General features: G+C 72.3%; 19 protein-coding genes. 9 read left to right on the top strand and 10 right to left on the bottom strand.

Annotated features, from left to right (window positions below; all coding sequences use genetic code 11):
- Positions 1 to 183 precede the first annotated feature (183 nt).
- Positions 184 to 2,610, top strand: coding sequence for an excinuclease ABC subunit UvrA (locus EDF31_RS17135; RefSeq protein WP_131847026.1), 2,427 nt, complete (start codon positions 184 to 186; stop codon positions 2,608 to 2,610).
- A 306-nt stretch (positions 2,611 to 2,916) separates the two neighbouring features.
- Here EDF31_RS17135 and EDF31_RS17130 read toward each other — a convergent pair whose 3' ends face one another.
- The 4 genes from EDF31_RS17130 to EDF31_RS17115 all read right to left on the bottom strand — a co-directional run bounded on the left by EDF31_RS17130 (position 2,917) and on the right by EDF31_RS17115 (position 10,184).
- On the bottom strand, positions 2,917 to 6,018 hold the full coding sequence (locus tag EDF31_RS17130) for a choice-of-anchor G family protein (protein ID WP_165901475.1): 3,102 nt from the start codon (positions 6,016 to 6,018) through the stop codon (positions 2,917 to 2,919).
- 204 nt (positions 6,019 to 6,222) lie between these two features.
- On the bottom strand, positions 6,223 to 8,208 hold the full coding sequence (locus EDF31_RS17125; protein ID WP_243650112.1) for a potassium transporter Kup: 1,986 nt from the start codon (positions 8,206 to 8,208) through the stop codon (positions 6,223 to 6,225).
- A gap of 290 nt (positions 8,209 to 8,498) precedes the next feature.
- Positions 8,499 to 9,209 (bottom strand): 5'-methylthioadenosine/S-adenosylhomocysteine nucleosidase, encoded by a 711-nt coding sequence (gene mtnN / locus EDF31_RS17120; protein WP_131847023.1) that lies wholly within the window; start codon positions 9,207 to 9,209, stop codon positions 8,499 to 8,501.
- A gap of 78 nt (positions 9,210 to 9,287) precedes the next feature.
- Positions 9,288 to 10,184, bottom strand: coding sequence for a serine hydrolase domain-containing protein (locus EDF31_RS17115; protein ID WP_131847022.1), 897 nt, complete (start codon positions 10,182 to 10,184; stop codon positions 9,288 to 9,290).
- Positions 10,185 to 10,258: 74 nt separating this feature from the next.
- Here EDF31_RS17115 and EDF31_RS17110 point away from each other — a divergent pair, with 74 nt between their 5' ends.
- From EDF31_RS17110 to EDF31_RS17095, 4 genes are all read left to right on the top strand, one after another.
- Positions 10,259 to 11,359, top strand: coding sequence for a VanZ family protein (locus EDF31_RS17110; protein ID WP_131847021.1), 1,101 nt, complete (start codon positions 10,259 to 10,261; stop codon positions 11,357 to 11,359).
- Positions 11,360 to 11,566: 207 nt separating this feature from the next.
- Positions 11,567 to 12,649 (top strand): Fic family protein, encoded by a 1,083-nt coding sequence (locus EDF31_RS17105; RefSeq protein ID WP_243650110.1) that lies wholly within the window; start codon positions 11,567 to 11,569, stop codon positions 12,647 to 12,649.
- 156 nt (positions 12,650 to 12,805) lie between these two features.
- A complete protein-coding gene (locus EDF31_RS17100; protein ID WP_131847019.1) occupies positions 12,806 to 13,822 on the top strand; it encodes a zinc-binding dehydrogenase in 1,017 nt (338 codons plus the stop codon).
- On the top strand, positions 13,822 to 14,619 hold the full coding sequence (locus tag EDF31_RS17095; RefSeq protein WP_131847018.1) for a hypothetical protein: 798 nt from the start codon (positions 13,822 to 13,824) through the stop codon (positions 14,617 to 14,619). The genes EDF31_RS17100 and EDF31_RS17095 overlap by 1 nt, the downstream gene beginning before the upstream one ends.
- On the opposite strand, the gene EDF31_RS17090 is transcribed toward EDF31_RS17095, so the two are convergent.
- Positions 14,512 to 15,174 (bottom strand): response regulator transcription factor, encoded by a 663-nt coding sequence (locus EDF31_RS17090; protein ID WP_123293819.1) that lies wholly within the window; start codon positions 15,172 to 15,174, stop codon positions 14,512 to 14,514. The genes EDF31_RS17095 and EDF31_RS17090 overlap by 108 nt on opposite strands.
- The gene (locus EDF31_RS17085) at positions 15,171 to 16,349 is read right to left on the bottom strand and encodes a histidine kinase (RefSeq protein WP_131847017.1); all 1,179 of its coding nucleotides are present in this window, start codon (positions 16,347 to 16,349) and stop codon (positions 15,171 to 15,173) included. The genes EDF31_RS17090 and EDF31_RS17085 overlap by 4 nt, the downstream gene beginning before the upstream one ends.
- 146 nt (positions 16,350 to 16,495) lie before the next feature.
- Here EDF31_RS17085 and EDF31_RS17080 point away from each other — a divergent pair, with 146 nt between their 5' ends.
- Both EDF31_RS17080 and EDF31_RS17075 read left to right on the top strand, forming a co-directional pair.
- Positions 16,496 to 17,056, top strand: coding sequence for a hypothetical protein (locus EDF31_RS17080; protein ID WP_131847016.1), 561 nt, complete (start codon positions 16,496 to 16,498; stop codon positions 17,054 to 17,056).
- 16 nt (positions 17,057 to 17,072) lie between these two features.
- Positions 17,073 to 17,597, top strand: coding sequence for a hypothetical protein (locus EDF31_RS17075; protein ID WP_131847015.1), 525 nt, complete (start codon positions 17,073 to 17,075; stop codon positions 17,595 to 17,597).
- An 86-nt stretch (positions 17,598 to 17,683) separates the two neighbouring features.
- On the opposite strand, the gene EDF31_RS17070 is transcribed toward EDF31_RS17075, so the two are convergent.
- The 3 genes from EDF31_RS17070 to EDF31_RS17060 form a co-directional block, all read right to left on the bottom strand.
- The gene (locus EDF31_RS17070) at positions 17,684 to 17,878 is read right to left on the bottom strand and encodes a ferredoxin (RefSeq protein ID WP_123293815.1); all 195 of its coding nucleotides are present in this window, start codon (positions 17,876 to 17,878) and stop codon (positions 17,684 to 17,686) included.
- Positions 17,875 to 19,152: a cytochrome P450 gene (locus EDF31_RS17065; protein ID WP_131847014.1), complete on the bottom strand. Its 1,278-nt coding sequence runs from the start codon at positions 19,150 to 19,152 to the stop codon at positions 17,875 to 17,877. The genes EDF31_RS17070 and EDF31_RS17065 overlap by 4 nt, the downstream gene beginning before the upstream one ends.
- Before the next feature lie 61 nt (positions 19,153 to 19,213).
- Complete coding sequence (locus EDF31_RS17060) at positions 19,214 to 20,503, bottom strand: FAD-dependent oxidoreductase (protein WP_131847013.1); 1,290 nt, start codon at positions 20,501 to 20,503, stop codon at positions 19,214 to 19,216.
- Positions 20,504 to 20,610: 107 nt separating this feature from the next.
- Here EDF31_RS17060 and EDF31_RS17055 point away from each other — a divergent pair, with 107 nt between their 5' ends.
- Together EDF31_RS17055 and EDF31_RS17050 are read left to right on the top strand one after the other, a co-directional pair.
- Positions 20,611 to 21,162 (top strand): cysteine hydrolase, encoded by a 552-nt coding sequence (locus tag EDF31_RS17055; RefSeq protein ID WP_165901474.1) that lies wholly within the window; start codon positions 20,611 to 20,613, stop codon positions 21,160 to 21,162.
- A gap of 136 nt (positions 21,163 to 21,298) precedes the next feature.
- The gene (locus tag EDF31_RS17050) at positions 21,299 to 22,129 is read left to right on the top strand and encodes an SDR family NAD(P)-dependent oxidoreductase (protein WP_131847011.1); all 831 of its coding nucleotides are present in this window, start codon (positions 21,299 to 21,301) and stop codon (positions 22,127 to 22,129) included.
- A gap of 31 nt (positions 22,130 to 22,160) precedes the next feature.
- On the opposite strand, the gene EDF31_RS17045 is transcribed toward EDF31_RS17050, so the two are convergent.
- The gene (locus tag EDF31_RS17045; RefSeq protein WP_131847010.1) at positions 22,161 to 22,814 is read right to left on the bottom strand and encodes a TetR/AcrR family transcriptional regulator; all 654 of its coding nucleotides are present in this window, start codon (positions 22,812 to 22,814) and stop codon (positions 22,161 to 22,163) included.
- Positions 22,815 to 22,874 lie beyond the last annotated feature (60 nt).

Raw genomic sequence — 22,874 nt, 5'->3', positions numbered from 1 at the left:
CCGGCCTGCTGAACAAGACCTTCGGCACCGACGCCGTCAAGCGCGGCCTCCTCGTCGGCACCGCCACCATCACCGCACAGATCAAGTAACACCCCGCACCACCGCACCACACGTGAAGGGCCGCCCCGGGCAACCGGGACGGCCCTTCACCACGTTCAGCAGCACCCGCCTACCATCGAGCAGATGCCCGCTCCCCGCTCGACCGTGACCGACGACCAACCGGGGCCCGACGACTTCATCCGCGTCCGCGGCGCCCGTGAGCACAACCTGCAGGACGTCGACGTGGACATCCCGCGCAACCGCATCGTCGCCTTCACCGGCGTCTCCGGCTCCGGCAAGTCCTCGCTCGCGTTCGGCACGGTGTTCGCCGAGGCACAACGCCGCTTCCTCGAGTCCGTCGCTCCCTACGCCCGACGGCTCATCGCGCAGGGGTCGACGCCGCACGTCGAGTCGATCACCGGCTTGCCACCCGCCGTGGCCCTGCAGCAGCGCCGCGGTGCTCCGAGCAGCCGTTCGACCGTCGGCACGCTGACGACCCTGTCGAACTCGATGCGCATGCTGTTCTCCCGCGCCGGCACCTACCCGCCCGGAGCCGACCGGCTCGAGTCCGACTCGTTCTCGCCGAACACCGTCGCCGGAGCGTGCCCGCGCTGCCACGGACTCGGCATCGCCCACGAGGTCACCGAGGCCTCGGCCGTCCACGACCCGTCGTTGAGCATCCGTGACGGCGCGATCACGGCGTGGCCCGGGGCCTGGCAGGGCAAGAACCTGCGCGACGTCACGGCGGTGCTCGGCTACGACATCGACGTGCCGTGGCGTGCGCTCTCCCGACAGGACCGCGACTGGTTGCTGTTCACCGAGGAGCAGCCGGTGGTCCAGGTCCACCCGAAGCGCGACCGCGTCGCGAAGCCGTACAAGGGGCGGTTCTGGAGCGCACGCCAGTTCGTGATGCACACCCTCGCCGACTCGCAGAGCGAGACGCAGCGGACCAAGGTGCTGCAGTTCGTCGAGTCGGGTCCGTGTGGCCTCTGCGGCGGGACCGGCCTGACCCGGGCCGCGCTCGCGGTGACGGTCGGCGGCCACTCGATCGCCGACCTGAACGGCCTGCCGCTCACGGCGCTGGCCGACGTCCTGCGCCCGATCGCCACCATCACGGACGCCAGCGCTGCCACCTCACGCGCCTCGTCCGGCGAGCACACCGAGGTCGCGGTCGCGATCTCGCGCGACCTGCTCACACGGGTCGAGGTGCTCGTCGGCCTGGGCCTCGGGTACCTCGCGCTCGACCGGGCCACCCCGACCCTCTCCCCCGGCGAGACGCAGCGCCTGCGCATCGCGACGCAACTGCGCTCCGGCCTGTTCGGTGTCGTCTACGTGCTCGACGAACCGAGCGCTGGCCTGCACCCGGCCGACGCCGAGTCCCTGGTCGAGGTCCTCGACGACCTGCGTGCCGGCGGCAACAGCGTCTTCGTCGTCGAGCACGACATGAGCATCGTGCGGCGGGCGGACTGGATCGTCGACGTCGGCCCGGGTGCCGGGTCCGGCGGGGGCACCGTCCTGTACAGCGGCCCCGTCGACGGCCTCGCCGACGTCGAGGCATCGGTCACCCGACGGTTCCTGCACCCGCGCGACCGTGCCGACGGTGAGCGCACCGTCCGGACCCCCGTCGGGACCCTCGAGCTGCGCGACCTCACCCTGCACAACTTGCAGGACCTGGACGTCGACCTGCCGCTCGGGGTGCTCACCGCGGTCACCGGCGTCAGCGGCTCCGGCAAGTCGTCGCTCGTCGGCGGGGTCCTGCCCGGCGTGGCGACGTCGCACCCGCTCGTCGACCGCGTCGTGCAGGTCGACCAGAAGCCGATCGGCCGCACCCCGCGTTCGAACCTCGCCACCTACACCGGGCTCTTCGACGCCGTGCGTGCCGCGTTCGCCGCGACCGACGACGCGAAGGCCCGCGGCTGGACCGCCAGCCGCTTCTCGTTCAACGTGGCCGGCGGCCGGTGCGAGGTGTGCCAGGGCGAGGGCTCGGTGTCGGTCGAGCTCCTGTTCCTGCCGGGCAGCTGGGCGCCCTGCCCGGAGTGCCACGGTGCGCGCTACAACGACGAGACCCTCGAGGTGCGGTGGGACGGTGCGTCGATCGCCGACGTCCTGGGCATGACCGTCGACCAGGCGGCCCCCTTCCTGGCATCGCTGCCGGCCGCTGCCCGCGGGCTCGAGGCCCTGCGCCAGGTCGGCCTCGGCTACCTGCGGCTCGGACAGCCCGCTCCGGAGCTGTCCGGCGGCGAGGCCCAGCGCATCAAGCTCGCGACCGAGCTGCAACGCGCGCGCACCGGGCACACGCTCTACCTGCTCGACGAACCGACGACGGGCCTGCACCCCGCCGACGTCGAGCTGCTGACCGCACAGCTCGCACGCCTCACCGACGCCGGCAACACCGTCGTCGTGGTCGAGCACGCCATGGACGTCGTCGCGAGTGCGGACCACGTCATCGACATGGGGCCCTCCGGTGGCGAGGACGGCGGCCGCGTCGTCGCCACCGGCACCCCCGCCCAGGTCGCGGCGTCCGCCGAGAGCCGGACCGCGCCGTACCTGCGGGAGCAGCTCGGGCACTGATCGCGCCCACCCGCGGACGGACGGGGCCTGTGGCGGGCCCGCACCGCGCCTCCCGACCGCCGGTGCGTGTGCATGTTCCGACGTTCCACGCGTCGATCAACCGGTGCCCTGTCGCATGATGCACACGCATCTGCTGCGTGTGCATGTTCCGACGTTCCACGCGTCGATCAACCGGTGCCCCGTCGCATGATGCACACGCATGCACCGCACACGCCAACGCACCGCACACGCACGCGCACACGCACGCACACGCACGCAGCAGCGCCCGCCGGGACGGATCCCGACGGGCGCTGCTGGTGGTGCGGACTAAGCCCGACGGAAGCGGCGGGCGATGGTGAGCCCGACGCCCGCGAGCATCAGCAGGATCGCGAAGGCGATCACCGGGGCCGGGTCGCTACCGGTGTAGGCGAGCGTCCCGTTCGGGCCGGTACCACCCGCGCCACCGGTGCCGGCGGTTGCCAGGCGGACGGTGAACGTCACCGGGTCGGATGCCGCCGAGGTGCCGTCTGCGCCGGTCTGGGTGGCGGTGATGGTCACCGTTCCCGGGCCGAAGCCGACGATCGGGGTGCACTTCCAGGTGCCGTCCGCCGCGACGACCGCGGTGCAGACGACGACCGTGCCGTCGGTGACCGTGACGGTCGCGCCGGGCTGACCGGTGCCGGTGATCGGCGGGTTGGGCGTCGTGACGGTGCCACCGTCCGTCGGCGAGGTGATCACCGGCGGCGGGGTCGTCGTGGTCGACGCGGGGTTGTAGGTGTAGACGAGCGGGTCGGACGTGCCACCCGGGGTCGTCACCGTGACCTCGACGTCACCGGCAGCGTGCGCCGGGGTCGTGAAGGTGAGCGTCGTGCCGTCCGCCGACACGCTGTCCGGCGTGATCGGGTCGGAACCGTCCACCGAGACCGTGGAGTCGTCGGTGAAACCGGTGCCCGTGACGGTCACGACCGTGCCACCCGCGGCCGGACCGTTGTCAGGGTCCAGCTCGGAGATCGTCGGGACCGCGGCCGGGGCCGGGTTGTACGTGTACGGCAGCGGCGCCGAGGTGCCGGAGCCGTTGGTGACGGTCACGGGGACCGCACCGGCGGTGTGCGCCGGCGTCGTGAACGTCAGCTCGGTGCCGTCGTCCGACACGCTGTCCGGCGTGATCGGGTCGGAACCGTCCACCGAGACCGTCGAGTCGTCGGTGAAGCCCGTGCCGGAGACCGTGACGACCGTGCCACCGGTGACCGGGCCGTTGTCGGGGTCCAGCGCCGTCAGCGTCGGGGCCCCGGCGGGTGCCGGGTTGTAGGTGTACGTCAGCGGGTCCGAGGTCCCCGCGTCGGTCGTGACCGTCACGTCGACGGGACCGGCGACGTGTGCGGGCGTCGTGAACGTCAGCTCGGTGCCGTCGTCGGAGACCGACTCCGGGACGATCGGGTCGGACCCGTCGACGGAGACGGTCGCGTCGTCGGTGAACCCGGTGCCCGTGATGGTGACGAGGGTGCCGCCGCCGACCGGCCCGTTGTCGGGGTCGAGCGTCGTGAGCGTGGGCACCGCTGCGGGGGCCCGGTTGTACGTGTAGTCGAGCGGGTCGGATTCACCGGCGGGCGTGGTGACCGTGACGTCGACCGTTCCGGCGTCGTGCGCCGGCGTGGTGAAGGTCAGCTCGGTGCCGTCGTCCGAGACGGAGTCCGCCGCGATCGGGTCGGAACCGTCGACCGACACCGTGGCGTCGTCCGTGAAACCGGTGCCCGTGACGGTGACGACCGTGCCACCGGCGACCGGCCCGTTGTCCGGGTCGAGCGTCGTGATGGTCGGGACCACGGCGGCGTCGTCGGTGTAGGTGAAGTCGAGCGGGTCGGATTCACCGGCGGGCGTCGTGACGGTGACGTCGACCGTGCCGACGACGTGCGCCGGCGTGGTGAACGTCAGTTCGGTGCCGTCGTCCGAGACGGAGTCCGCCGCGATCGGGTCGGAACCGTCGACCGACACCGTGGCGTCGTCCGTGAAGCCCGTCCCCGTGACGGTGACGACCGTGCCACCGGCGACCGGCCCGTTGTCCGGGTCGAGCGTGGTGATCGTCGGGACCGCGAGCGGACCGGCGTTCGGGCCGACCGCAGCCGAGGCGAGGTTGACGACGGCGGTGCCGGCGGCCGGCACCAGTGCGACGCGCAGGGCACGCTGGGTGAAGACGCCGTCGGCGCTGGTCTCCTGCACGTTGGCCTGCAACGACACGACGGTCGTCAGGGCGTTGGCGAGGGGTGTGACGACCGTCTCACCGAGGCCGGCGACGACCTGGTTGATCGGGGCGACGACCTGCGCGATGACGGGGTTCACGACGTCGAGGAGCTGACCGATCGGCAGCGGGATCCCGGCCACCGTGACGGTGAGCCCGCGGAGCGACTGGGTGAGCTGGGTCACGACGCCCTGCAGCGCGGTGGTGACCGCCGGCAGGAGCTGGGTCGTGAGTGCCTCCGTGATGTACGGCAGCAGCTCGGTGTTCGCCGGCAGGTTGTTGATGTCCAGGCCGGCGTTCGTCAGCACTGCGGCGACGTCGACCGTGATCGCACCGGTCTGCAGGTTCGCCGTGATCGAGCCGTCGGCGCTGGTGACGTCGCCGGTGGCCGAGTCGAGCACCGTGACGAGGTCGGGCAGGCCCTGGACCTGGACGAGCGGGCCGAGCGCGTTCAGGGTGTCCTCGACGCCGTCGACCGTCGGCTGGAGCGTGCCGAGGGTGGTGCGGAGCCCGGAGACGGTGGTGCCGAGCGCGGGGCTCGTCAGCGACAGGTCGAGTCCGGCGATGCCGTAGTCGCCCGTCTGCGCACCGTCCGGGCCGGCTGCCTGCGCAGCGGTGGCCGACACGGCGCCGACCTCGAGCTGGGCGTTGGCGAGCGAGCCCGCCAGGTCGGTGCCGATGAGCCCCGACAGGTCGAGCGTGGCGTTGGACTGCGGGACGCCGTCCTGGCCGCCGATGCCGATCCCGCCGGTGTTCGTCACCGCGCCGGACGCGGCGACGGAGCTGCCGTCGGCGTTGGCGGCGGCGTACTGGTTGACGGCACCGAGGGTGAGGATGCCGTTGTTCCCGAGCAGGTTGAGGCCCCCGCCCAGGTTGACGTTGACCGCGTTGAGTGCGGTGACGTCGAGCGGGTGGACGTCGGTGTCCGTGGCCCCACCGGTGTTGACCGCGTCCGCCGGGGTCACGGTGAGGATGTCGTCGAGGTTCAATCCGAGCGCGGAGCCGCTGAGGAAGCGCCCCTGCCCGGTCGACGCGACGGGCGCTGCCGTCGCGGGGGCGGCGGCGAGGATGCTGCCGCCGGCGCCGAGGAGGGCTGCGGTGACGATCGCGACGCCCCTGCTCCGGCCTGACCATCGGGTGGAAGTGGACGCCCCTGGGTCTTTCTGGGCGCGCTCGAGTACTCCAAGCCTCATGTGGCTTCGCTCCTGATCCTGGTGCTGGTCCGGCAGTTGGTGATGCTGCCTGCAGCTGTGGTGTGGTTCCGATGAGCGTAACCCTGAACGGGTGCACAAGACCATCACCCCCGAACGGGGGCCTGCGCTCTACGGATGCGGATGCCGATGCGGATGCCGATGCAGAACGCCGGTGCACGACGCGGTCAGATCTCGACGACGCGGTCAGATCTCGACGTCGCTGCCCATCGTCACGGTGCGCTGCGCCGGGAGACCGAAGCGTGCCGCGGGGTCGGCGGCGTTGTGGGCGAGGCCGACGAAGAGCTTCTTCCGCCAGGCCACCATCCCCCGGTTGCCGGGCATCGGACGGAGGGCCCCGCGGGAGATGAAGTAGGACGCCCGGAGCACTTCCTCCGGGTCGATGTCCAGGACCTCGGCCAGGCAGGCGGCGTGCAGGGCCTTCGGCAGGTCCTGGTCGTCCGAGAACCCGAACTTCACCGTGATGTGGTCGATGCCGTCGTCCTCGTAGCCGAGGTCGTCGCGGAAGAACGCCTTCGCGTGCGGGACGTGCGGCACGTTGGCGGTGAGCACCGAGACGATCAGGACGGTCCGGTGCACGACGTGGTTGTGCTCGACGTTGGCCCGGAGCGCCAGCGGCGTGGTCTCCTTGTTCGGGTGCGGGAAGACCGCCACCCCGGGCACCCGCGGGATGTGCTCGTGGTTGATCCGGTCGATGAAGTCGGCGAGCGACCCTTCGCGCTCCTTGCGTTCCTCCTGCACGAGCGCCCGACCTCGGCGCCACGTCGTCATCACCGTGATCACCGCCAGGGCGATGAGGAGCGGCACCCACCCGCCGTGGATGATCTTCGACAGGTTGCCGGCGAGGAAGGTCAGCTCGAGGCCGCCGAACGCCACCGCCGCGACCACGAGCTTCCAGGGCGCCCACTTCCACAGCGGGCGGACGACGAGCAGGAGCAGGAGCGTGTCGACGACCAGGGCTCCGGTGACGGACACCCCGTACGCGGTGGCCAGGTTCGCCGAAGACCGGAACGCGAGCATGATCGCGAGCACGCCGATGAACAGCAGCAGGTTCACCGCGGGCAGGTAGATCTGCCCGCTCTCCCGCCGCGAGGTCTGTCGGATCGTGAGCGGCGGCAGCAGCCCGAGCTGGACGGCCTGGCGGGTGAGCGAGAACGCCCCGGAGATGACGGCCTGGCTCGCGATCACCGTCGCGAGCGTCGCCAGCACCACCACGGGCAGTCGCAACGCGTCCGGGAACAGCAGGAAGAACGGGTCCTTCGCCGCCGACGGGTCGCGCAGCACCAGCGACGCCTGCCCGAGGTAGTTGAGGACGAGCGCCGGGAACACCACGAAGAACCACGCCTTGAGGATCGGCGACCGTCCGAAGTGCCCCATGTCGGCGTAGAGCGCCTCGGCACCGGTGATCACGAGCACCACCGCCCCCATCGCCACGAACGTGATGTACGGGTGCGCGAAGGTGAACGAGATCGCCCACGTCGGCGAGAGCCCCTGCAGGACGCCCGGGTGCTCGAGGATGTGCGGGACGCCGGCGGCGGCGATCACGACGAACCAGAGCAGCATCACCGGGCCGAACAGGTTGCCGACCTTGCCGGTGCCGAAGCGCTGCACCGCGAACAGCACGACCAGGATGACCGCGGCGATCGGCACGATCAGGTGCTCGACGGACGGCGCCGCGGTACCGAGCCCCTCGACCGCGGACAGCACCGACACGGCCGGGGTGATCACGGAGTCGCCGTAGAAGAGCGAGACCCCGACGATGCCGATCACCAGGAAGATCACCGCACCACCGCGACGCTTCGCGTAGAGCCGGCGGGCCAGGGCGGCGAGCGCCATCACCCCGCCCTCGCCGTCGTTGTCGGCGCGCATCAGGATCAGCACGTACTTGATCGAGACGATGATCGTGATGCTCCAGAACATCATCGAGATGACGCCGTAGACGTCTTCCTGGTTCGCCTTCACCAGGCCGTCGTCGATCGTGAACACGGTGCGCAGGGCGTAGAGCGGACTCGTCCCGATGTCGCCGAACACGACACCGAGTGCGGCGAGCGCCAGGACGGCGACGCCCTTGCGCGGGCCGTGGCCACCATCGTCGGTGGCCTCGGTCGTGGGGGTGGTGTGGTCCGTCGGCTTCGACGGTTCCGTCGGGGTCTCGGAGCGGGTCTCGGTCACGCTCGGCACTTCCGTCTCCGGCCGTCCGGGCGACGGCCGCCGCTCATCATCGCACCGTGCGCGGGATGCGCTCGCAGGTGGCGCACATGCGTGCGCACCGTGGCTCTCGACGTGCGCCGGGGGCGGACGGGAGGCACGTGGCGGGCCCGCACCGCGCCTCCCGTCCGACGGCGGCCGGGTCCACATCCGCGAAAGCGACAGCGTGCCGCGAACTGTTCGCGGAGATCTGTCGCGATGGCGGAACGGACGGTGCCCCGTGCCGCAGGATTGTCGCTTTGGCGGGCCGGGTCTCAGGGACGCAGGCCGCGCACCAGGTCGTGGACCACGCGGGCGGCGCGCGCCGCGGCGCCGTCCAGGTGCTCGCGGAACTCGGCACCGTCGGGGGCGCAGAGGTCGCTGATGCAGCGGACCGACACGAACGGCATGTCGTGCACGTGGGCGAACTGGGCGATGGCGGCCGACTCCATGTCGACGGCGGCCACGTCGGGGAAGGCGCCGCGGAGCGTCCGGGCGCGTCCCTCGGTGACGAAGACCTCGCTCGAGCCGATCGTCGCCGAGCGCAGCGGCCAGGCGATGTCGGCGGCCATCGCCAGGTCCACCAGTCGGGCGTCCGGGGCGTACCCGGTCGGCATCCCGGGCACCTGGCCGAGGGCGTAGCCGAACGCCGTGGCGTCCGCGTTGAGGTTGACGTACCGGTCGCCGACGACGACGTCACCGATCGCGATGCCGTGCATGAGGCCGCCGGCGGTCCCGACGCTGATCACGGGGATGCCGGGTCCGAAGTCGTGGAAGCCGTGTGCGACGGCCGCCGTCGCGTTCGTGAAGCCGATGCCGCTGCGGCGGACGGCGACGGTGGCGCCGCCGATGTCGAGCAGCTGGTGCGGGTCGTGGCCACCGACGGGGCCGTCGAGGATCGGGACCCCGCCGAACAGGTCGGCGAAGGCGGAGACCTCTTCGCTCATGGCCGCGATGATGATCGCGACGGGCGTCTGTTCCTGCACTGATCGATCCTCGCACGGCGAGGACGCGACGGCTGCCAGCGACGGCTGCCGGCTACCGCTGCCAGCTACCGCTGCCGGCTACCGCTGCCGGGCGAGCTCCTCGGCGACGAACGCGGCCATCGCGTCGGCGCCGAAGTGGTCGTCGGCGGTGATCGTGACCACGGTGTCGCCGTCGGGGTGGTCGTCGAACAGCAGCATCTGCCCGTACGCGCCGTGCAGCCGCCACAGCTGCCCCGGACCGCCCCATCCGGCCATCGCGTAGCGGTGGTACCCGGGTCCGGTCCCCTCGCGCTCGACCCAGTCGGAGTGCATCGCGTCGCACCAGCGGGCGCCGACGATGCGCTGCCCGTCGACCACGCCACCGTCGCGGATGAGCCGACCGAGGCGCGCGAGTTCCTCGGTCCGGAGCGCCAGTCCTTCACCGGCGGCGACGTACCCGTTCGGGCAGCGCAGCCACTCGACGTCCTCGATGCCGAGCGGGTCGAACAGGCGTCGGGACACGAACGCGCCGACGTCGCCGACGCGGGTCTCGAGCACGCGCATGGCCGTGTAGGTGCTGACGTTGGCGTACTGGAACACGCGACCCCGCGAGGGCCGCCGCAGGAACTCGGCCGCCAGGTCCGGCCAGTCGGTCAGCTCGGTCGCCGACCAGGGCATGTCGATCCCGCTCGTCATCGTGAGCAGGTGCCGGAGGGTGACCTGGTCCGCGCCGTCCCCGAACTCGAACCCGGGCAGCGATGCGGCGATCGGTTCGTCGACGTCCACCAGACCCGCGTCGGCGGCGATCCCGGTGGCGAGCACGCAGATGCCCTTGGCCGCGGAGTGGATCTCCTCGCGCGCGTCGGGCGTCCAGCGGTGCTCGGCGACGTCGTCCGCGGTGCCGCCACCGGTGCGGACGTGCAGGCCGTGGGCGCCGAAGCCGGTGTCGTCGACCTGCCGGACGATCGCGTCGAGGATGGTGGTCGCGGTGGTCACACCGCCATCCTCTCGCGAGTCGCGGCACGGCCAGCAGCCGGACGCGTGTCCCACGGGATCCCTAGGGTCGAGGGATGACCTCCGCGACCCCTGCCGTCATCGCGCTGCTCGTCGGGTCCGCGATCGCGATCGCCGGACTGGTGCCGTGGGCAGCGCTGCAGTACCGACGCCGGGGCACCCTCGGCGTCGGCAACGCGGTGCTGGCGTTCGCCACCGTCGTCTACGGGCTCGCCCTCGTCACGTACACGCTCCTGCCCCTGCCCGACACCAGCGAGGTCGCGGCGATCTGTCGCGCCGCCTCCGGACCGCAGCTGACGCCGTTCGCGTTCGTCGGGGACATCGCGAAGGAGGGCGGGCTCTCCGGCCCCCGGTCCCTGCTCGCGAACCCGGCCGCGGCGCAGGTGGTCTTCAACGTCATCCTGTTCGTCCCCCTCGGCATGCTCGTGCGGCACGTGTTCCTGCACGGACGGTTCCTGGCCGGTGTGGTCGTCGGGACCGTCGCCGGGTTCCTGGTCTCGCTGCTCATCGAGTGCACGCAGCTGACCGGCGACTGGTTCCTGTACCCGTGCTCGTACCGGCTGTTCGACGTCGACGACCTGCTCGCGAACACCACCGGAGCACTCGTCGGCACGCTGGTCTCCCCCGTGCTCTGGGTGCTCGTCCGGCACCGGGGCGAGCCGTCGTCGGATCTGCCCCGCCGGGTGACGATCTGGCGCCGCGGGTTCGGGATGTTCTGCGACCTGCTCGCCATGGTGCTGACCACCGGCGCGCTGGTGTCGATCACGAGCCTGTCGTTCGCCCTCGCCGGGCAGGACCTCAACTCCACGCTCGCACGGGTCCTGCTCGCCACGCTGCCCTTCGTCGCACCGGCGGTCCAGCTGGTGGTGGTGCTCGCGTCCGGGCGCACGCTCGGCGAGGCAGTCGTCCGGCTCCGACCGGAGCCGCGGCCGACGGCCTGGCAGCGCCTGGTGCGGTGGGCCGCGGGCTCCGGCGGGTGGGCGACGGCCACCGCCGCCGCGTTGCCCTTCACCGGCCTGCTGGCGTTCGCTCTCGCCGTCGCAGCCGTCATCGGGCTGTTCGCCACCCGAGGGCGGCGCGGGTTCGCGAACGTGCTGGCGCGGGTGGATGTGGTGGACGAGCGCGCGGCACGGGAAGGCTCGACTGAGAGAAGTTAGCGAACCGATGGCGTTGGTTCTATATTCGTCGTAAGTGTTACCAACGCGAGCGGAGATGAACGGTTGAGCGACCCTTCCGGTGGTCCCGAGCGCCCTCGGTGGCCTGCCCTGCAGGATGAACAGCGCTCATGGCACACCGTGGAGGACGACGGCGGCACATCCCGACGCGCTCGCCTGGCAGCACGTGGACCGTACACCGCTGCCGTCGTGCCGACCATCGCCACCACGAGCGTCCGAGTGTCCCCGGACGTGCTCGCGGACGCCGCAGAGGCAGCGGTCGCGATCGGACGGTTCGACGCGGAACTCGGTTCGTCCGTCCTGCCGTTCGCGTCCATGCTGCTCCGCAGCGAGTCCGCGTCGTCGTCCCAGATCGAGAACCTGACCAGTGGCGCGCGCGCGATCGCCGAGAGTGAGCTCGGTGAGCGCACGAGCGGGAACGCGGCGCTGATCGTCCGCAACGTCCGTGCGATGCAAGCCGCCCTGGCGCTCCGCGACCAGATCGACGAAGCCGCGGTGATCGAGATACACGAAGCACTGCTCTCCGATTCGGCGCCGCAGATGACGGGCCGGTTCCGCCAGCAGCAGGTGTGGATCGGTGGCACGGAGTTCAGTCCGCACGAAGCGGCCTTCGTGCCGCCGCACCACAGCCGCGTCGGCGATTCGATGGCCGATCTGGTCGGGTTCGTGCGGCGGCTCGACGTCCCGGCGCTCGCGCACGCGGCGATCGCGCACGCCCAGTTCGAGACGATCCACCCGTTCCTCGACGGCAACGGACGCACCGGCCGGGCACTGGTGCACGCGATGCTGCGGCAAGCCGGTGTGACGAAGAACATCGCCGTCCCCGTGTCCGCGGGGCTGCTCCACGACGTCGATGCGTACTACGAGGCGTTGACGGCCTACCGCGCCGGCGACGTCGACGCCATCGTGCGGGCGTTCACCCAGGCGGCCTGGTTCGCGGTCGCCTCGGGCAGACGACTCGCCTCCGACGTCAGCGCCGTGCGTGCCAGCTGGGCCGACGCCACTTCGGATCTCCGCTCCGACAACCGAGCGCGAGCCCTGGTCGACCTCGTGATCGAGCATCCGGTCCTCAACGCCGGTCTCGTCCAGGATCGTCTCGGTGTCGCTGCGCCGACCGCGTACCGTGCCGTCGAGACCCTGGTGCAACGCGGCGTCCTCCGACCGGCGAACTCGAAGCAACGCAACCGGATCTGGATCGCCGAAGCACTCATCGAGGCGCTGGAGGCCTTCGCGGCTCGCGCCCTGCGGCGCGGTCCGGCACAGCGCCCCTGAACCGTCGACCAAGCGGACTGGAGGCACGTGGCGCGCCCGCCACGTGCCTCCAGTCCGATGACCCGGCGCTACTGCGATCGCAGTACGTGCGCAGGTCGCCGTCTTGGTCAGATGGTTCCGTCCCGAGCCGCCCGTGCTCGTGACGTGAGGAGCACCATGCGCACCGTCGTCGTCACCGGCCCCGGATCCGTCGAGATCCGCGACGAGCCCGTCCCCGAGGTCGGCCCCGCCGACGTCCTGATCGCCGTCAAGGCGTGCGGGGTCTGCGGCTCCGACGCCTTCTACGCCGCGCGCGGCGGCATCCCGCCGCGTGAGGGGCACACGCCCCTCGGGCACGAGGTCGCCGGAGAGGTGGCCGCCGTCGGCGACGCGGTCGAGGGCATCGCCGTCGGCGACCACGTGGTGGTGAACCCGATGGGCGACCCACGCGGGATCATCGGCAACGGCGGCCCCACCGGCGGGCTCTCCGAGTTCCTGCTCGTCGAGCAGGCCGTGCTCGGCACCAGCATCGCCCTGGTCCCGAAGGAACTGCCCTGGCAGGTGGCCGCGCTCAACGAGCCGATGGCGGTCGCCCTGCACGCCGTGAACCGGACCGCGCCGCAGCCGGGCGACACGGTCGTCGTGTTCGGTGCCGGCCCGATCGGGCTGGGCGCCGTGATCAGCTACAAGGCGCTCGGCGTCGGGCACGTGGTCGTCGTCGACGTGATCGCGTCGCGGCTCGAGAAGGCCCTGCTCGTCGGAGCCGATGCCGTCGTGAACTCGGCGGACGAGCCACTCGACGAGCGCCTGATCGCCCTGCACGGCGAAGCACGGGACGGCGTGGGGCACGGCGGGAAGTCCGGCACCGACGTCTGGCTCGACGCCGCCGGGGTGCCGGCCACCGTGCAGACGGCGCTGCGCCTGGCGAAGCACCGCGCGACGATCGGCGTCGTGGCCGTGCACAAGCGGCCGGTGGAGGTCGACTTCGGTGACCTGCTGGCCGTCGAGCCGACGATCGTGACCGCGATGGGGTACCCGACCGAGATCTTCGACGTCACCGAGCACATCATCGCGAACCCCGAGGCGTACGCGCAGATCGTCAGCGACGTCTTCCCGGCGAGCGACGTGCTCGACGCCCTCCGGGTGGCTGCGACCCCCGGGGCGGCCGACAAGGTCGTCGTCACGTTCGACTGATGCCGGTGACCAGGAAGGTCGCCGTGCAGTACGCCGTCACGGTGTGGCGGGATCGGCCGCGGCGCGGGCTCGTGCTCGCCGTGCTGTCGGTGCCGAGCAGCCTCGTGATGGCGGGGTGGAAGGTCGTCCTGTTCTGCTCGGCCCCCTCGTTGTTCCTCGCCGCGACCGTGGTCTTCACGCTCGGGGTCGCGGCCGCGAAGGTCTGGGCCGTCCGTCGGCACCGGCTGTCGTTCGCGTTCGATGCGGCGAGCGGCGACCGGATGCGGTTCCGGCAGGCCGGACACCGGTGGATCGGGGGTGCGGTGACCGCGATGTCGGTCGTGTTCGTCGGGTGCAGCGTGCCGATGCTCGTCGGGCGGGCGCACCCCGTGCACTACGACCAGTGGGTGGCGATCGTCATCGCGGCGGCGACGTTCGCGGAGCTGGGCATCGGGGTCTGGGGTGCGGTGACCGCGCGCAAGGACGGGGAACCACTCGTCGAGGCGACGAAGCTCGTGAACGTCGCCGCCGCGGTGGTCCTGCTCGTGCTGACCCAGTCGGCACTGCTCTCGTTCGCGGGAAGCGCCGAGGACGCTGCTGCGTCCACGGGTGCGAGCGGGGTGTTCCTCGGCGGTGTGGCTGCGGTGATCGGGCTCGCGATGGCGCTGCGACGGTTCCCGGAAGCGCCGGCGCCTGGGCCGGCACCGACCTCAGTCGACCAGGCCGGCCTGGAACGCGAACGCCACGAGTTGAGCCCGGTCGCGGGCGTCGACCTTCGCCATGGCCCGGTTCACGTGGGTCTTGACCGTGAGTGGTGAGAGGAAGAGCTCGGCGCTGATGGCGTCGATGCCCTGACCTCGGCTGACCATCACCACGACGTCGCGCTCGCGAGCGGTGAGGGCCTCGAAGCGCCGGGTCATCTCCGGGTCGACGGAGGACGCGGGGGTGCGGGCGACCTGTCCGATGAGCGCCGCTGCGGCCGCCGCGGACAGCGCCCCTCCGCCCGCTGCCACCTCCTCGATCGCCGCGACGAGCTCTGCGGGCCCCGCGGCCTTGCTGAGGAACCCGTTCGCCCCGGCACGCAGCGCCGCGAAGACGAGTTCGTCCTGGTCGAAGGTCGTCAGCATGACGATGCGCACCTGCTCGGCGGTGCGCTCGGCGCGGATCCGTCGGGTCGCCTCGACCCCGTCGATGCCCGGCATCCGGATGTCCATCATGATGACGTCCGCCGGGACCGACAGCGCCGTCTGCACCGCGACGAGCCCGTCCCCGGCCTCGCCGACGACCTCGATGCCGTCCTGGCGGTCGAGGATCGCACGGAGCCCCAGTCGGATCATGTCCTGGTCGTCGACCAGGATCACTCGTGTGGTCATCGTGCTCCGTTCGCGGTGGGCAGGCGGACGCGGACGACGAACAGCACGCCGTCCGCCGCGGACTGGACGGACCCTCCGACGGCGGCGACGCGCTCGCGCATGCCGACCAGACCGAGCCCGCTGCTCCGGCCTGCGACGGGGTCGCTCGCCGGGGTCCGCCGGCGGGGGTTGCGGACCTCGAGCACCAGGTCGTCACCGGCGCGGGCGAGGGTGACGGTCGTCCGGCCCTCGCCGTGTCGGTGGGCGTTGGTGAGCGACTCCTGCACCACCCGGTAGACCGTCACACCGATCGGCACGGAGACCGGGCCGACGTCGTCCAGTCGGGCATCGACGTCGAGGCCGATCCGTTCGTACGACGCGATGAGTCCGGGGAGCTGCTCGATGCCGGGGGCCGGAGCCGTCGGGTCGTCGAGGTCGGCGCCGCTGCCCGACGCCGAACGGAGCACCGTCAGGACGTGCTGGGTCTCCGTCAGGACGTTCCGCACGCCGTCCCGGGCGGCATCCAGCGCACGCCGGGCCTCGTCGGCCCCGGCGGGCAGGGTGACCTCGGCGACCCCGAGCTGCATGCTGACCACCGCGATCTCGTGCCCGATGACGTCGTGCAGGTCCCGCGCGATCCGGACGCGTTCCTCGGCCACGCGGCGCTCGGCCTCGAGTTCCCGCGTCGCGACGGCATCGGCGGCGCGCTGTTCCAACGACGCCCGGTACTGGTGCTGCACCCGCAGCCCCGAACCGATGGCCGCCGCGGCGACGACGGAGATGAGGGCGCCGAGGGCGGTCGGTACCGCACCGCCCTCCCCCGGCGCGAGCAGCGTGCCGATGACCACGCCGGGAGCGACGATCGCCGCGGCGCGGACCGGGTGCCCCTGCCGCGAGGACACCGCGAACAGCAGCAGCACCGCGCAGCTCCAGGTCACGATCGGCGACCACCCGGACAGGCCACCGAGCACCGGCGCGACCGTGGCGAGCCCGAGCGCCGTCCAGGGTGTCCACGGCGCCGCGACGACGGCGAGCACGGTCGCGGCGACCGCGATGCCGGGCCCCGCGCCGGCATCGGCCGCGACCACCCGACCAGACTCGATCGCGCACGCGAGCAGGACAACGGCGGCCGTGCCGCGGAACACCCAGCGGTCGTCCGGACGCCACGAACCCCAGGTCGCTCGCAGTCGCCGCATGCACTCATCCTGTCGTGCGGGTCAGCGGTCCGGCTACTGCGAACGCAGTAGTCGGGGGTACCACCGATCGGGGACCTGCCCGCGGCCCGTCCCCGGGACGATCGACACCAGGCCGGAACGATCCGGCACCGACCGGAGGACCCACCATGACGCTGACGAACACCGCCGCTCCCGCTGCCACCGCGTACGACTACTGCACCGTCGACGTCCCGCGCGGCAAGGACGCCCTGTACGCGGACACCTACCGCAACTTCGGCTGGACGTCCGACGGCTCGGACCGGACGGGCGCACTGAACCGCCGGCGCACCCTCGGCCTCCGCCGCGACCGTGCCGTCCGCTCCGTCGAACTGACCGAGCTCCAGCAGAACGCCGAGACCGCCCTGGCCACGATCGACTCGCTCGAACGCTCCCGCACGACCGCGGCGTCGGTGGTCGCGTACGCGCTCGGCGCGATCGGCAGCGTCCTGCTGGCCGCTTCGGTGTTCGCCGTGCAGGACACCGTGGCGGTCCCCGACCTGCTCGGCGGGCTCGACCCGGTCACGGTGTTCCTCGTCGGGGCTGGTGGGCTGGTCAACTGGGCGATCGCTCCCGTGGCCTTCCAGCTCGTCCGCGCGGCGCGCACCAAGCGGATCCGTCCGGCCGTCGACCGCCAGTTCGACGTCGTCTACGGCGCGTGCGAGGCGGCCAGTCGCCGCCGGACCGCCTGAGCGCGGGCCGAGCCCGATGACGAACACCATCGCCCGGGAAGACGCGGTCCTGCACGCGCCGGTCCCCCGCCACATGGAGACCCGGGTGCTGTACGCACCGACCGCGTTCGTGCCGCTCCACCGGCACACCCTGGAGCAGTTCGGCTGGACTGTGACCGTGCAGGGCGGACGGCTCGGCACGACGTCCCTGCTGCTCCAGCGGCTGCGCACCCGGCCAGACCCGGCACGACCGCTGCTCGAGCGTCGTGCCGAGCGGGCGCTGGCCCGGATCGCCGCCCTCGAGCAGCAGCCGGCCCGGTTGGCTGGTGTGGTCGCCACCGCGGGTTCCGCGGTCGCCGTGCTGGCGGTCGCGCTCGGCGGTCTGCTCGCCCTCGGCGGGGACCCGACGCTCGTGCCGGTCCTCGTCGGTGCCGGCGTGTGGATCGCCGCCGTGGCCGCTGCGCCCGGCATCCGGTCGTGGCGCACCGAGCGGAACCAGACCGCACTCAGCCGGGAGTACGCCGCGATCGACGCGTGCACGCACCCGGCCGACGGGTCGTGACGGCGGCGGAGCCCCGCGCACGACGCACACAGGAAAACGGCCCGGTGGGATCCCCACCGGGCCGTCGTGTGTACGGAACCGACGGGTCAGTCCGCCAGGCGGATCGCCAGGGCCGGGCAGACCGCTGCGGCGTGCCGCACCGCCTCGACCTGGTCGTCGGCGACCTCGTCGGTCAGCAGGACGGCGATGCCGTCCTCGTCCCGCTGGTCGAAGACGTCCATCGCGGCCATGACGCATTGGCCACTCGCGACGCACTTGTCCTGTTCGAGGATGACCTTCATGACTCGTTCCCTCCGGTGGTCGAGCTCGCGCTCGTGGTGGTGTGGTGGTCGACGGGGCACCACGTGACGGGGAGCTCGTACACCCCGTAGACGGCGCCGTCGTGCTTGAACGGGACCTCGTCGAGCGGGACCGCGCGAGCGAGGGTGGGGATCCGACGGAACAGCGTCGGGTACACGACCTGCAGTTCGACCCGCGCGAGCGGCTGGCCCAGGCACTGGTGCACGCCGAACCCGAACGCCACGTGGTTCCGCGGGTTGCGGGTCAGGTCGAGCCGGTCCGGGTCCGGGTAGACGTCCGGGTCCCGGTTCGCCAGGTCCGTCGCGACGATCACCCCGTCACCGGCGCGGATCGTGGTTCCGGCGACGTCGAGGTCCTCGGTCGCCACGCGCTTGCGCCCGTCGTGCGTGATGGTCAGGTAGCGCAGGAGCTCCTCCACCGCCGAGGCGACCAGCACCGGTTCGGGGTCGTCGAGCAGGCGGTCACGCTCGTCCGGGTGCTCGAGCAGGGCGAGCGTGCCGAGGGCGATCATGTTCGCGGTCGTCTCGTGCCCGGCGATGAGCAGCAGGATCCCCATCTGCACGGCCTCGCCCTCGGTCATGTCGCCGGCGGTGACCCGGGCGGCGATGTCCGTGAGCAGGTCGTCGCCGGGTTCCGCCGTCTTGCGGCGGAGCAGCGACGTCAGGTACGCACCGAGCTCGCGGAACGCCTGCTGCCGTTCGTCGTCGGTCGTGGTGCGGCGGATGATGGTCTTCGAGTGCGCCTGGAACCGGTCGTGGTCCTCGTACGGCACGCCGAGCAGGGCGCAGATCACCAGGGACGGCAGCGGGAGCGCGAACGCCTCGACCAGGTCGACCGGGTTCGGGCCAGCGAGCAGCTGGTCGATCAGGTCGTCCGTGATCCGCTGCACCACGGGGCGGAGCGCCTCGATGCGTTTGATCGCGAACGGCGCGGTCACCATCCGCCGCAGCCGGGCGTGGTCGGGGTCGTCCATCAGGATGAAGGACAGCCCGCCGCCACCGCCCGAGGCGCTGGCGGAGGGGTACCCCGGGTTGGCCGCGTCGGCGCTGACCGACAGGCTCGACAGCACCTGCTTGCCCTCGTCGTAGCGGGTGACGAGCCACGGCTCGCGGCCGTCGGCCAGCGTCACGCGGTGGACGGGGCCGTCCTCCTGCAGCACGCGGGCCGCCGGCGGCGGGTCGAAGGGACACCCGGCGGTCCGCCGGTCCATCGGGAACGTGTCCGGTCGGTCGACGGTGATCGGTGGGTCGGTCATGGTCTGCTCCTCTGTGTTCGGGTGACGGCCCCGGTCAGGCGACCGGAGCGGACGGCACCGGTCAGCCGACCGGTGCCGGGCTCTCGGCGGCAGAAACCGCAGGCGCGGCAGGCGCGGCAGACAAGGCAGACAAGGCAGGCGCGGCAGACGCCGCTCCCGGCACGTACCGGGGACGCAGGCGCATGCTGGCGATCCGCGCCTGCTTCGGCATCCCCCACCCGAGTGCCCCGACCGCCTCACCGGCGTGTTCGGCCACGGCGACGAACCGGCCGTCCTCGGGGTGCCCGTCGACGACGGTGACCCGGTCGGCCGAGGTCATCTGCCCGAAGACCTGCACGCGGGTGCCGTGCTGGTCCGTCCAGAAGTACGGCACCGGTGTGTACGGCACGCGGCGCCCGAGGACGTTTCCGGCGACGACCTGCGCCATCTCGGTCGCGTTCGTGCGGTTCTCGAGCCGCATCGAGCGCCCCATTCCGACGTGGTGGAAACGGGCGACGTCGCCCACGGCCCAGACGCCGGGTGCAGCGGCTCCGAACGCGTCGCAGTCGACGCCGTCCGTGACCTCCAAGCCGGACGCCTCGAGCCACCCGGTCGTCGGGCGGGACCCCACGGCGACGACGACGACGTCGGCCGCACGGCTCGGGCCGTCGACGAACTCCACCGTGTCCGCGCGACCGTTCCGGCCGCGCACCCGCGCGGCGCGGACCCCGCCGAGCAACCGGATGCCGGCCGCCTCGTGCTGTGCCGCGAGGAACTGCGAGCCGAACCCGCCGAGCTGCCCGGACATCGGCGCACGGATGCTGCCCGCGAGCGTGACGTCCACGCCGAGGGACGCGGCGGTCTGTGCCACCTCGCTGCCGAGCACGCCGTTCCCGAGGACCAGCAGCGGCCCCTGCAGCGTCTGCAGTCCCGCTCGGAGCCGGTCCGCGTCGGCCCGGGTGCGGAGGACGTGCACGCCGTCGAGCCCGACCCCCGGGATCGCACGCGGCGTGACACCGGTGGCGATGACGACGTGGTCGGCGGCACGGGTGGTGCCGCTCGTCGTGGTCACGGTTCGGGTCGCGACGTCGAGGGCGACCGCGCGGTCCCCGAGCACGAACTCGGCGTCGAGGCCCGCGAGCTGCTCGGTCGAGCGGAGCACCAGGGCGTCGGCGCCGATCTGCCCGGCCAGGTACTGCTTCGACAGCGGTGGCCGGTCGTACGGGTCCTCGGTCTCGCCGTCGAGCAGTGTCAGCCGGCCGACGTGCCCGTGGCGGCGGAGCGCCTCGGCCGTCGCGACACCGGCAGCCGAGGCGCCGACGACGAGGACGGATGCGTGGGGATCGGTCCGAGGGACTCCGGTACTGGCCATGCTCCGAGCCTCGCCGGGCCCAGCAGTGCCGGACTACTCCGGGCGGACCGACCGGGATACCGCAGACGCAGTACGCACCGCGCCCGGCGATCGAGCACCATGGACCGGTGACCCGCACCCGCACCGAACGCACCGCCCTGATCGTCGTCGACCTGCAGGCCGGGACCGCGCCGTACCAGCGCACCCACCCCGTCGAGGCCGTCGTGGCCAACGTCGAGACCCTCGCCCGCGCCACCCGTGGTGGCGGCGGCACGGTGGTGTTCATCCGCCACGACCCTGCCGCGACCCCGGCAGGCGCGACCCAGTACGGCGGCGGCCCCCGCCCGGCTCCGGTCGCCTACGGCTCCCTGCTGCTCGAACGGGCCGACGCCGACGGCAACCTGACCCGCGGCGGGTGGAGCGCCTTCGCCGGCACCGGCCTCGACGAGCGGCTGCGCGCCGACGGCGTCACCGAGGTGGTCGTGGTCGGCCAGGCGACGACCTTCGGCGTCGAGTCCACGGCTCGGGCCGCGTACGACCTGGGCTACGACGTCGTCCTCGTCGAGGACGCCACCAACGACCCGGACCCGGACGCCCACGCCGCCCGGTTCCGGTCGGTGTTCCCCGCCCTCGGCGTCGTCGTGCAGACAGCCGACCTGGCGGGGCCGGGCGCGGCCTGAGCGGCAACCGGGCGGCGGACGGGAGGCCCGTGGCGGGTCCGCCGTGTGCCTCCCGTCCGTCACGTGCACCGTTCAGGGCCGACCCTGTAGGACGGACCGAGCCGAGCGCACGCTCGCCCCGACCCGAGGAGCACCCATGGCCGCGAAGACCATCGTCATCACCGGCGCCAGCGACGGCATCGGCGTCGCCGCTGCGCGGGAGCTCGTCCGCCGCGGGAACGAGGTCGTGGTGGTCGGTCGCAACCCCGCGAAGACCGAGCGGGTCGCCCGCGACCTCGGCGTCGACCACTTCGTGGCCGACTTCTCGGACCTGTCCGCCGTCCGGGGGCTCGCCGACGACCTGCTCGAACGCTGCCCGCGGATCGACGTGCTGGCCAACAACGCCGGCGGCATCTTCAGCGCGGGCCGCCAGGTCACCGTCGACGGTCACGAGCTGACGTTCCAGGTCAACTACCTGGCACCGTTCCTGCTCACGGAGCTGCTGATGAACCGGCTCGTCGCGTCCGGCGGAACGGTCATCAACACCTCGAGCGTCGCGAACAAGCTCTTCGGCCGCGTCGACATCGACGACCTGGACGCCGAGCGGCACTTCCGGGCCACCAAGGCCTACGGCGACTCGAAGCTCGAGCAGATCCTGTTCACCAAGGAACTCGACCGTCGGTACCGCGACCGAGGTGTGACGTCGACGGCGTTCCACCCCGGCACGATCAGCACCGGGTTCTCGAACGACAAGACCTCGCCGATGTACCTCGTGTACCACACGCCCCTGCGCCACGTGTTCCTGACGAGCCCGGAGAAGGGCGCCGACACACTCGTGTACCTGGCCGACAACACCCCCGGTCGCGACTACCCGACCGGCGAGTACTACGTGAAGCGCAAGGTCGCGGCGCCGAACGCGCAGGCCGAGGACGCCGACCTGGCGCGCGAGCTGTGGGACCGGACCGTGGCGATGCTGCACGCGGTCTGACCGGGCGCGCTCCGCGTCGGTCGTCGGCGCGCTACGCGCCGGTCTCCGGCGCGGGGGTGACCGGCGGCTGCGCCTGCCGCAGGCCGGTGACCAGCAGCGTCACGATCGTCCGCACGTCGTAGTCCGGGTCCTGGGGGCTCCACGCGACCAGGTCGCCGACGGCGCGGAGCAGCTGGTACGGCGACACCGACGCGACCACCTCGCCCGACCCCCGCGCGGCGTCGAGCATGCGGCCGAGCACCGGGACGAGCTCGTCGACGAACAGCGTGTGCAGCGCGGTGAAGCCGTCGGCGTCGCCCTCCCACACCCGCGCCAGGCCGTGCTTCGTGCCGAGGAAGTCGACGAACTGGTGCACCCAGCGCAGGATCGCGTCGAACGTCGTCGGCGCCGAGTCGAGCAGCACGGGGCCGGCCTCGGCCAGGGCCTCGATCTGGTGCCGGTAGACGGCGACGACCAGGTCCGAGCGGGTCGGGAAGTGCCGGTAGAGCGTGCCCACTCCCACGCCGGCGGCGGCGGCGACCTCGCGCACCGGCGCGCCGACGCCGGACGCGGCGAAGACACCGGCTGCGGCGTCGAGGATCGTCCGCTCGTTCCGTTCGACGTCGCGGCGACGCCGGGGCGGCGCGGTGTCGTTCGAGGGCGCGGTGTCGTTCGAGGGCGCGGTGTCGTTCGACGGCGTGCTCATCCCCCGATCATCGCACGGTCTGCACACAGAACGGAACAGGGCTCCGTTTCGCTTGCAATC

The organism is Curtobacterium sp. PhB142 (assembly GCF_004341255.1).
Lineage (GTDB): Bacteria > Actinomycetota > Actinomycetes > Actinomycetales > Microbacteriaceae > Curtobacterium.
The sequence above is the reverse complement of the archived record's forward strand: the minus strand, read 5'-3'. Positions and strand labels throughout refer to the sequence as shown.

What these genes read in the sequence shown, in the direction of transcription:
- EDF31_RS17050 (WP_131847011.1), top strand. Translation starts at nt 21,299, where the DNA reads ATGGCCGCGAAGACCATCGTCATCACCGGCGCCAGCGACGGCATCGGC.
- EDF31_RS17090 (WP_123293819.1), bottom strand. Translation starts at nt 15,174, where the DNA reads ATGACCACACGAGTGATCCTGGTCGACGACCAGGACATGATCCGACTG.
- EDF31_RS17065 (WP_131847014.1), bottom strand. Translation starts at nt 19,152, where the DNA reads ATGACCGACCCACCGATCACCGTCGACCGACCGGACACGTTCCCGATG.
- EDF31_RS17070 (WP_123293815.1), bottom strand. Translation starts at nt 17,878, where the DNA reads ATGAAGGTCATCCTCGAACAGGACAAGTGCGTCGCGAGTGGCCAATGC.
- EDF31_RS17095 (WP_131847018.1), top strand. Translation starts at nt 13,822, where the DNA reads ATGCCGGTGACCAGGAAGGTCGCCGTGCAGTACGCCGTCACGGTGTGG.
- EDF31_RS17060 (WP_131847013.1), bottom strand. Translation starts at nt 20,503, where the DNA reads ATGGCCAGTACCGGAGTCCCTCGGACCGATCCCCACGCATCCGTCCTC.
- EDF31_RS17100 (WP_131847019.1), top strand. Translation starts at nt 12,806, where the DNA reads ATGCGCACCGTCGTCGTCACCGGCCCCGGATCCGTCGAGATCCGCGAC.
- EDF31_RS17110 (WP_131847021.1), top strand. Translation starts at nt 10,259, where the DNA reads ATGACCTCCGCGACCCCTGCCGTCATCGCGCTGCTCGTCGGGTCCGCG.
- EDF31_RS17085 (WP_131847017.1), bottom strand. Translation starts at nt 16,349, where the DNA reads ATGCGGCGACTGCGAGCGACCTGGGGTTCGTGGCGTCCGGACGACCGC.
- EDF31_RS17080 (WP_131847016.1), top strand. Translation starts at nt 16,496, where the DNA reads ATGACGCTGACGAACACCGCCGCTCCCGCTGCCACCGCGTACGACTAC.
- EDF31_RS17130 (WP_165901475.1), bottom strand. Translation starts at nt 6,018, where the DNA reads ATGAGGCTTGGAGTACTCGAGCGCGCCCAGAAAGACCCAGGGGCGTCC.
- EDF31_RS17075 (WP_131847015.1), top strand. Translation starts at nt 17,073, where the DNA reads ATGACGAACACCATCGCCCGGGAAGACGCGGTCCTGCACGCGCCGGTC.
- EDF31_RS17045 (WP_131847010.1), bottom strand. Translation starts at nt 22,814, where the DNA reads ATGAGCACGCCGTCGAACGACACCGCGCCCTCGAACGACACCGCGCCC.
- EDF31_RS17135 (WP_131847026.1), top strand. Translation starts at nt 184, where the DNA reads ATGCCCGCTCCCCGCTCGACCGTGACCGACGACCAACCGGGGCCCGAC.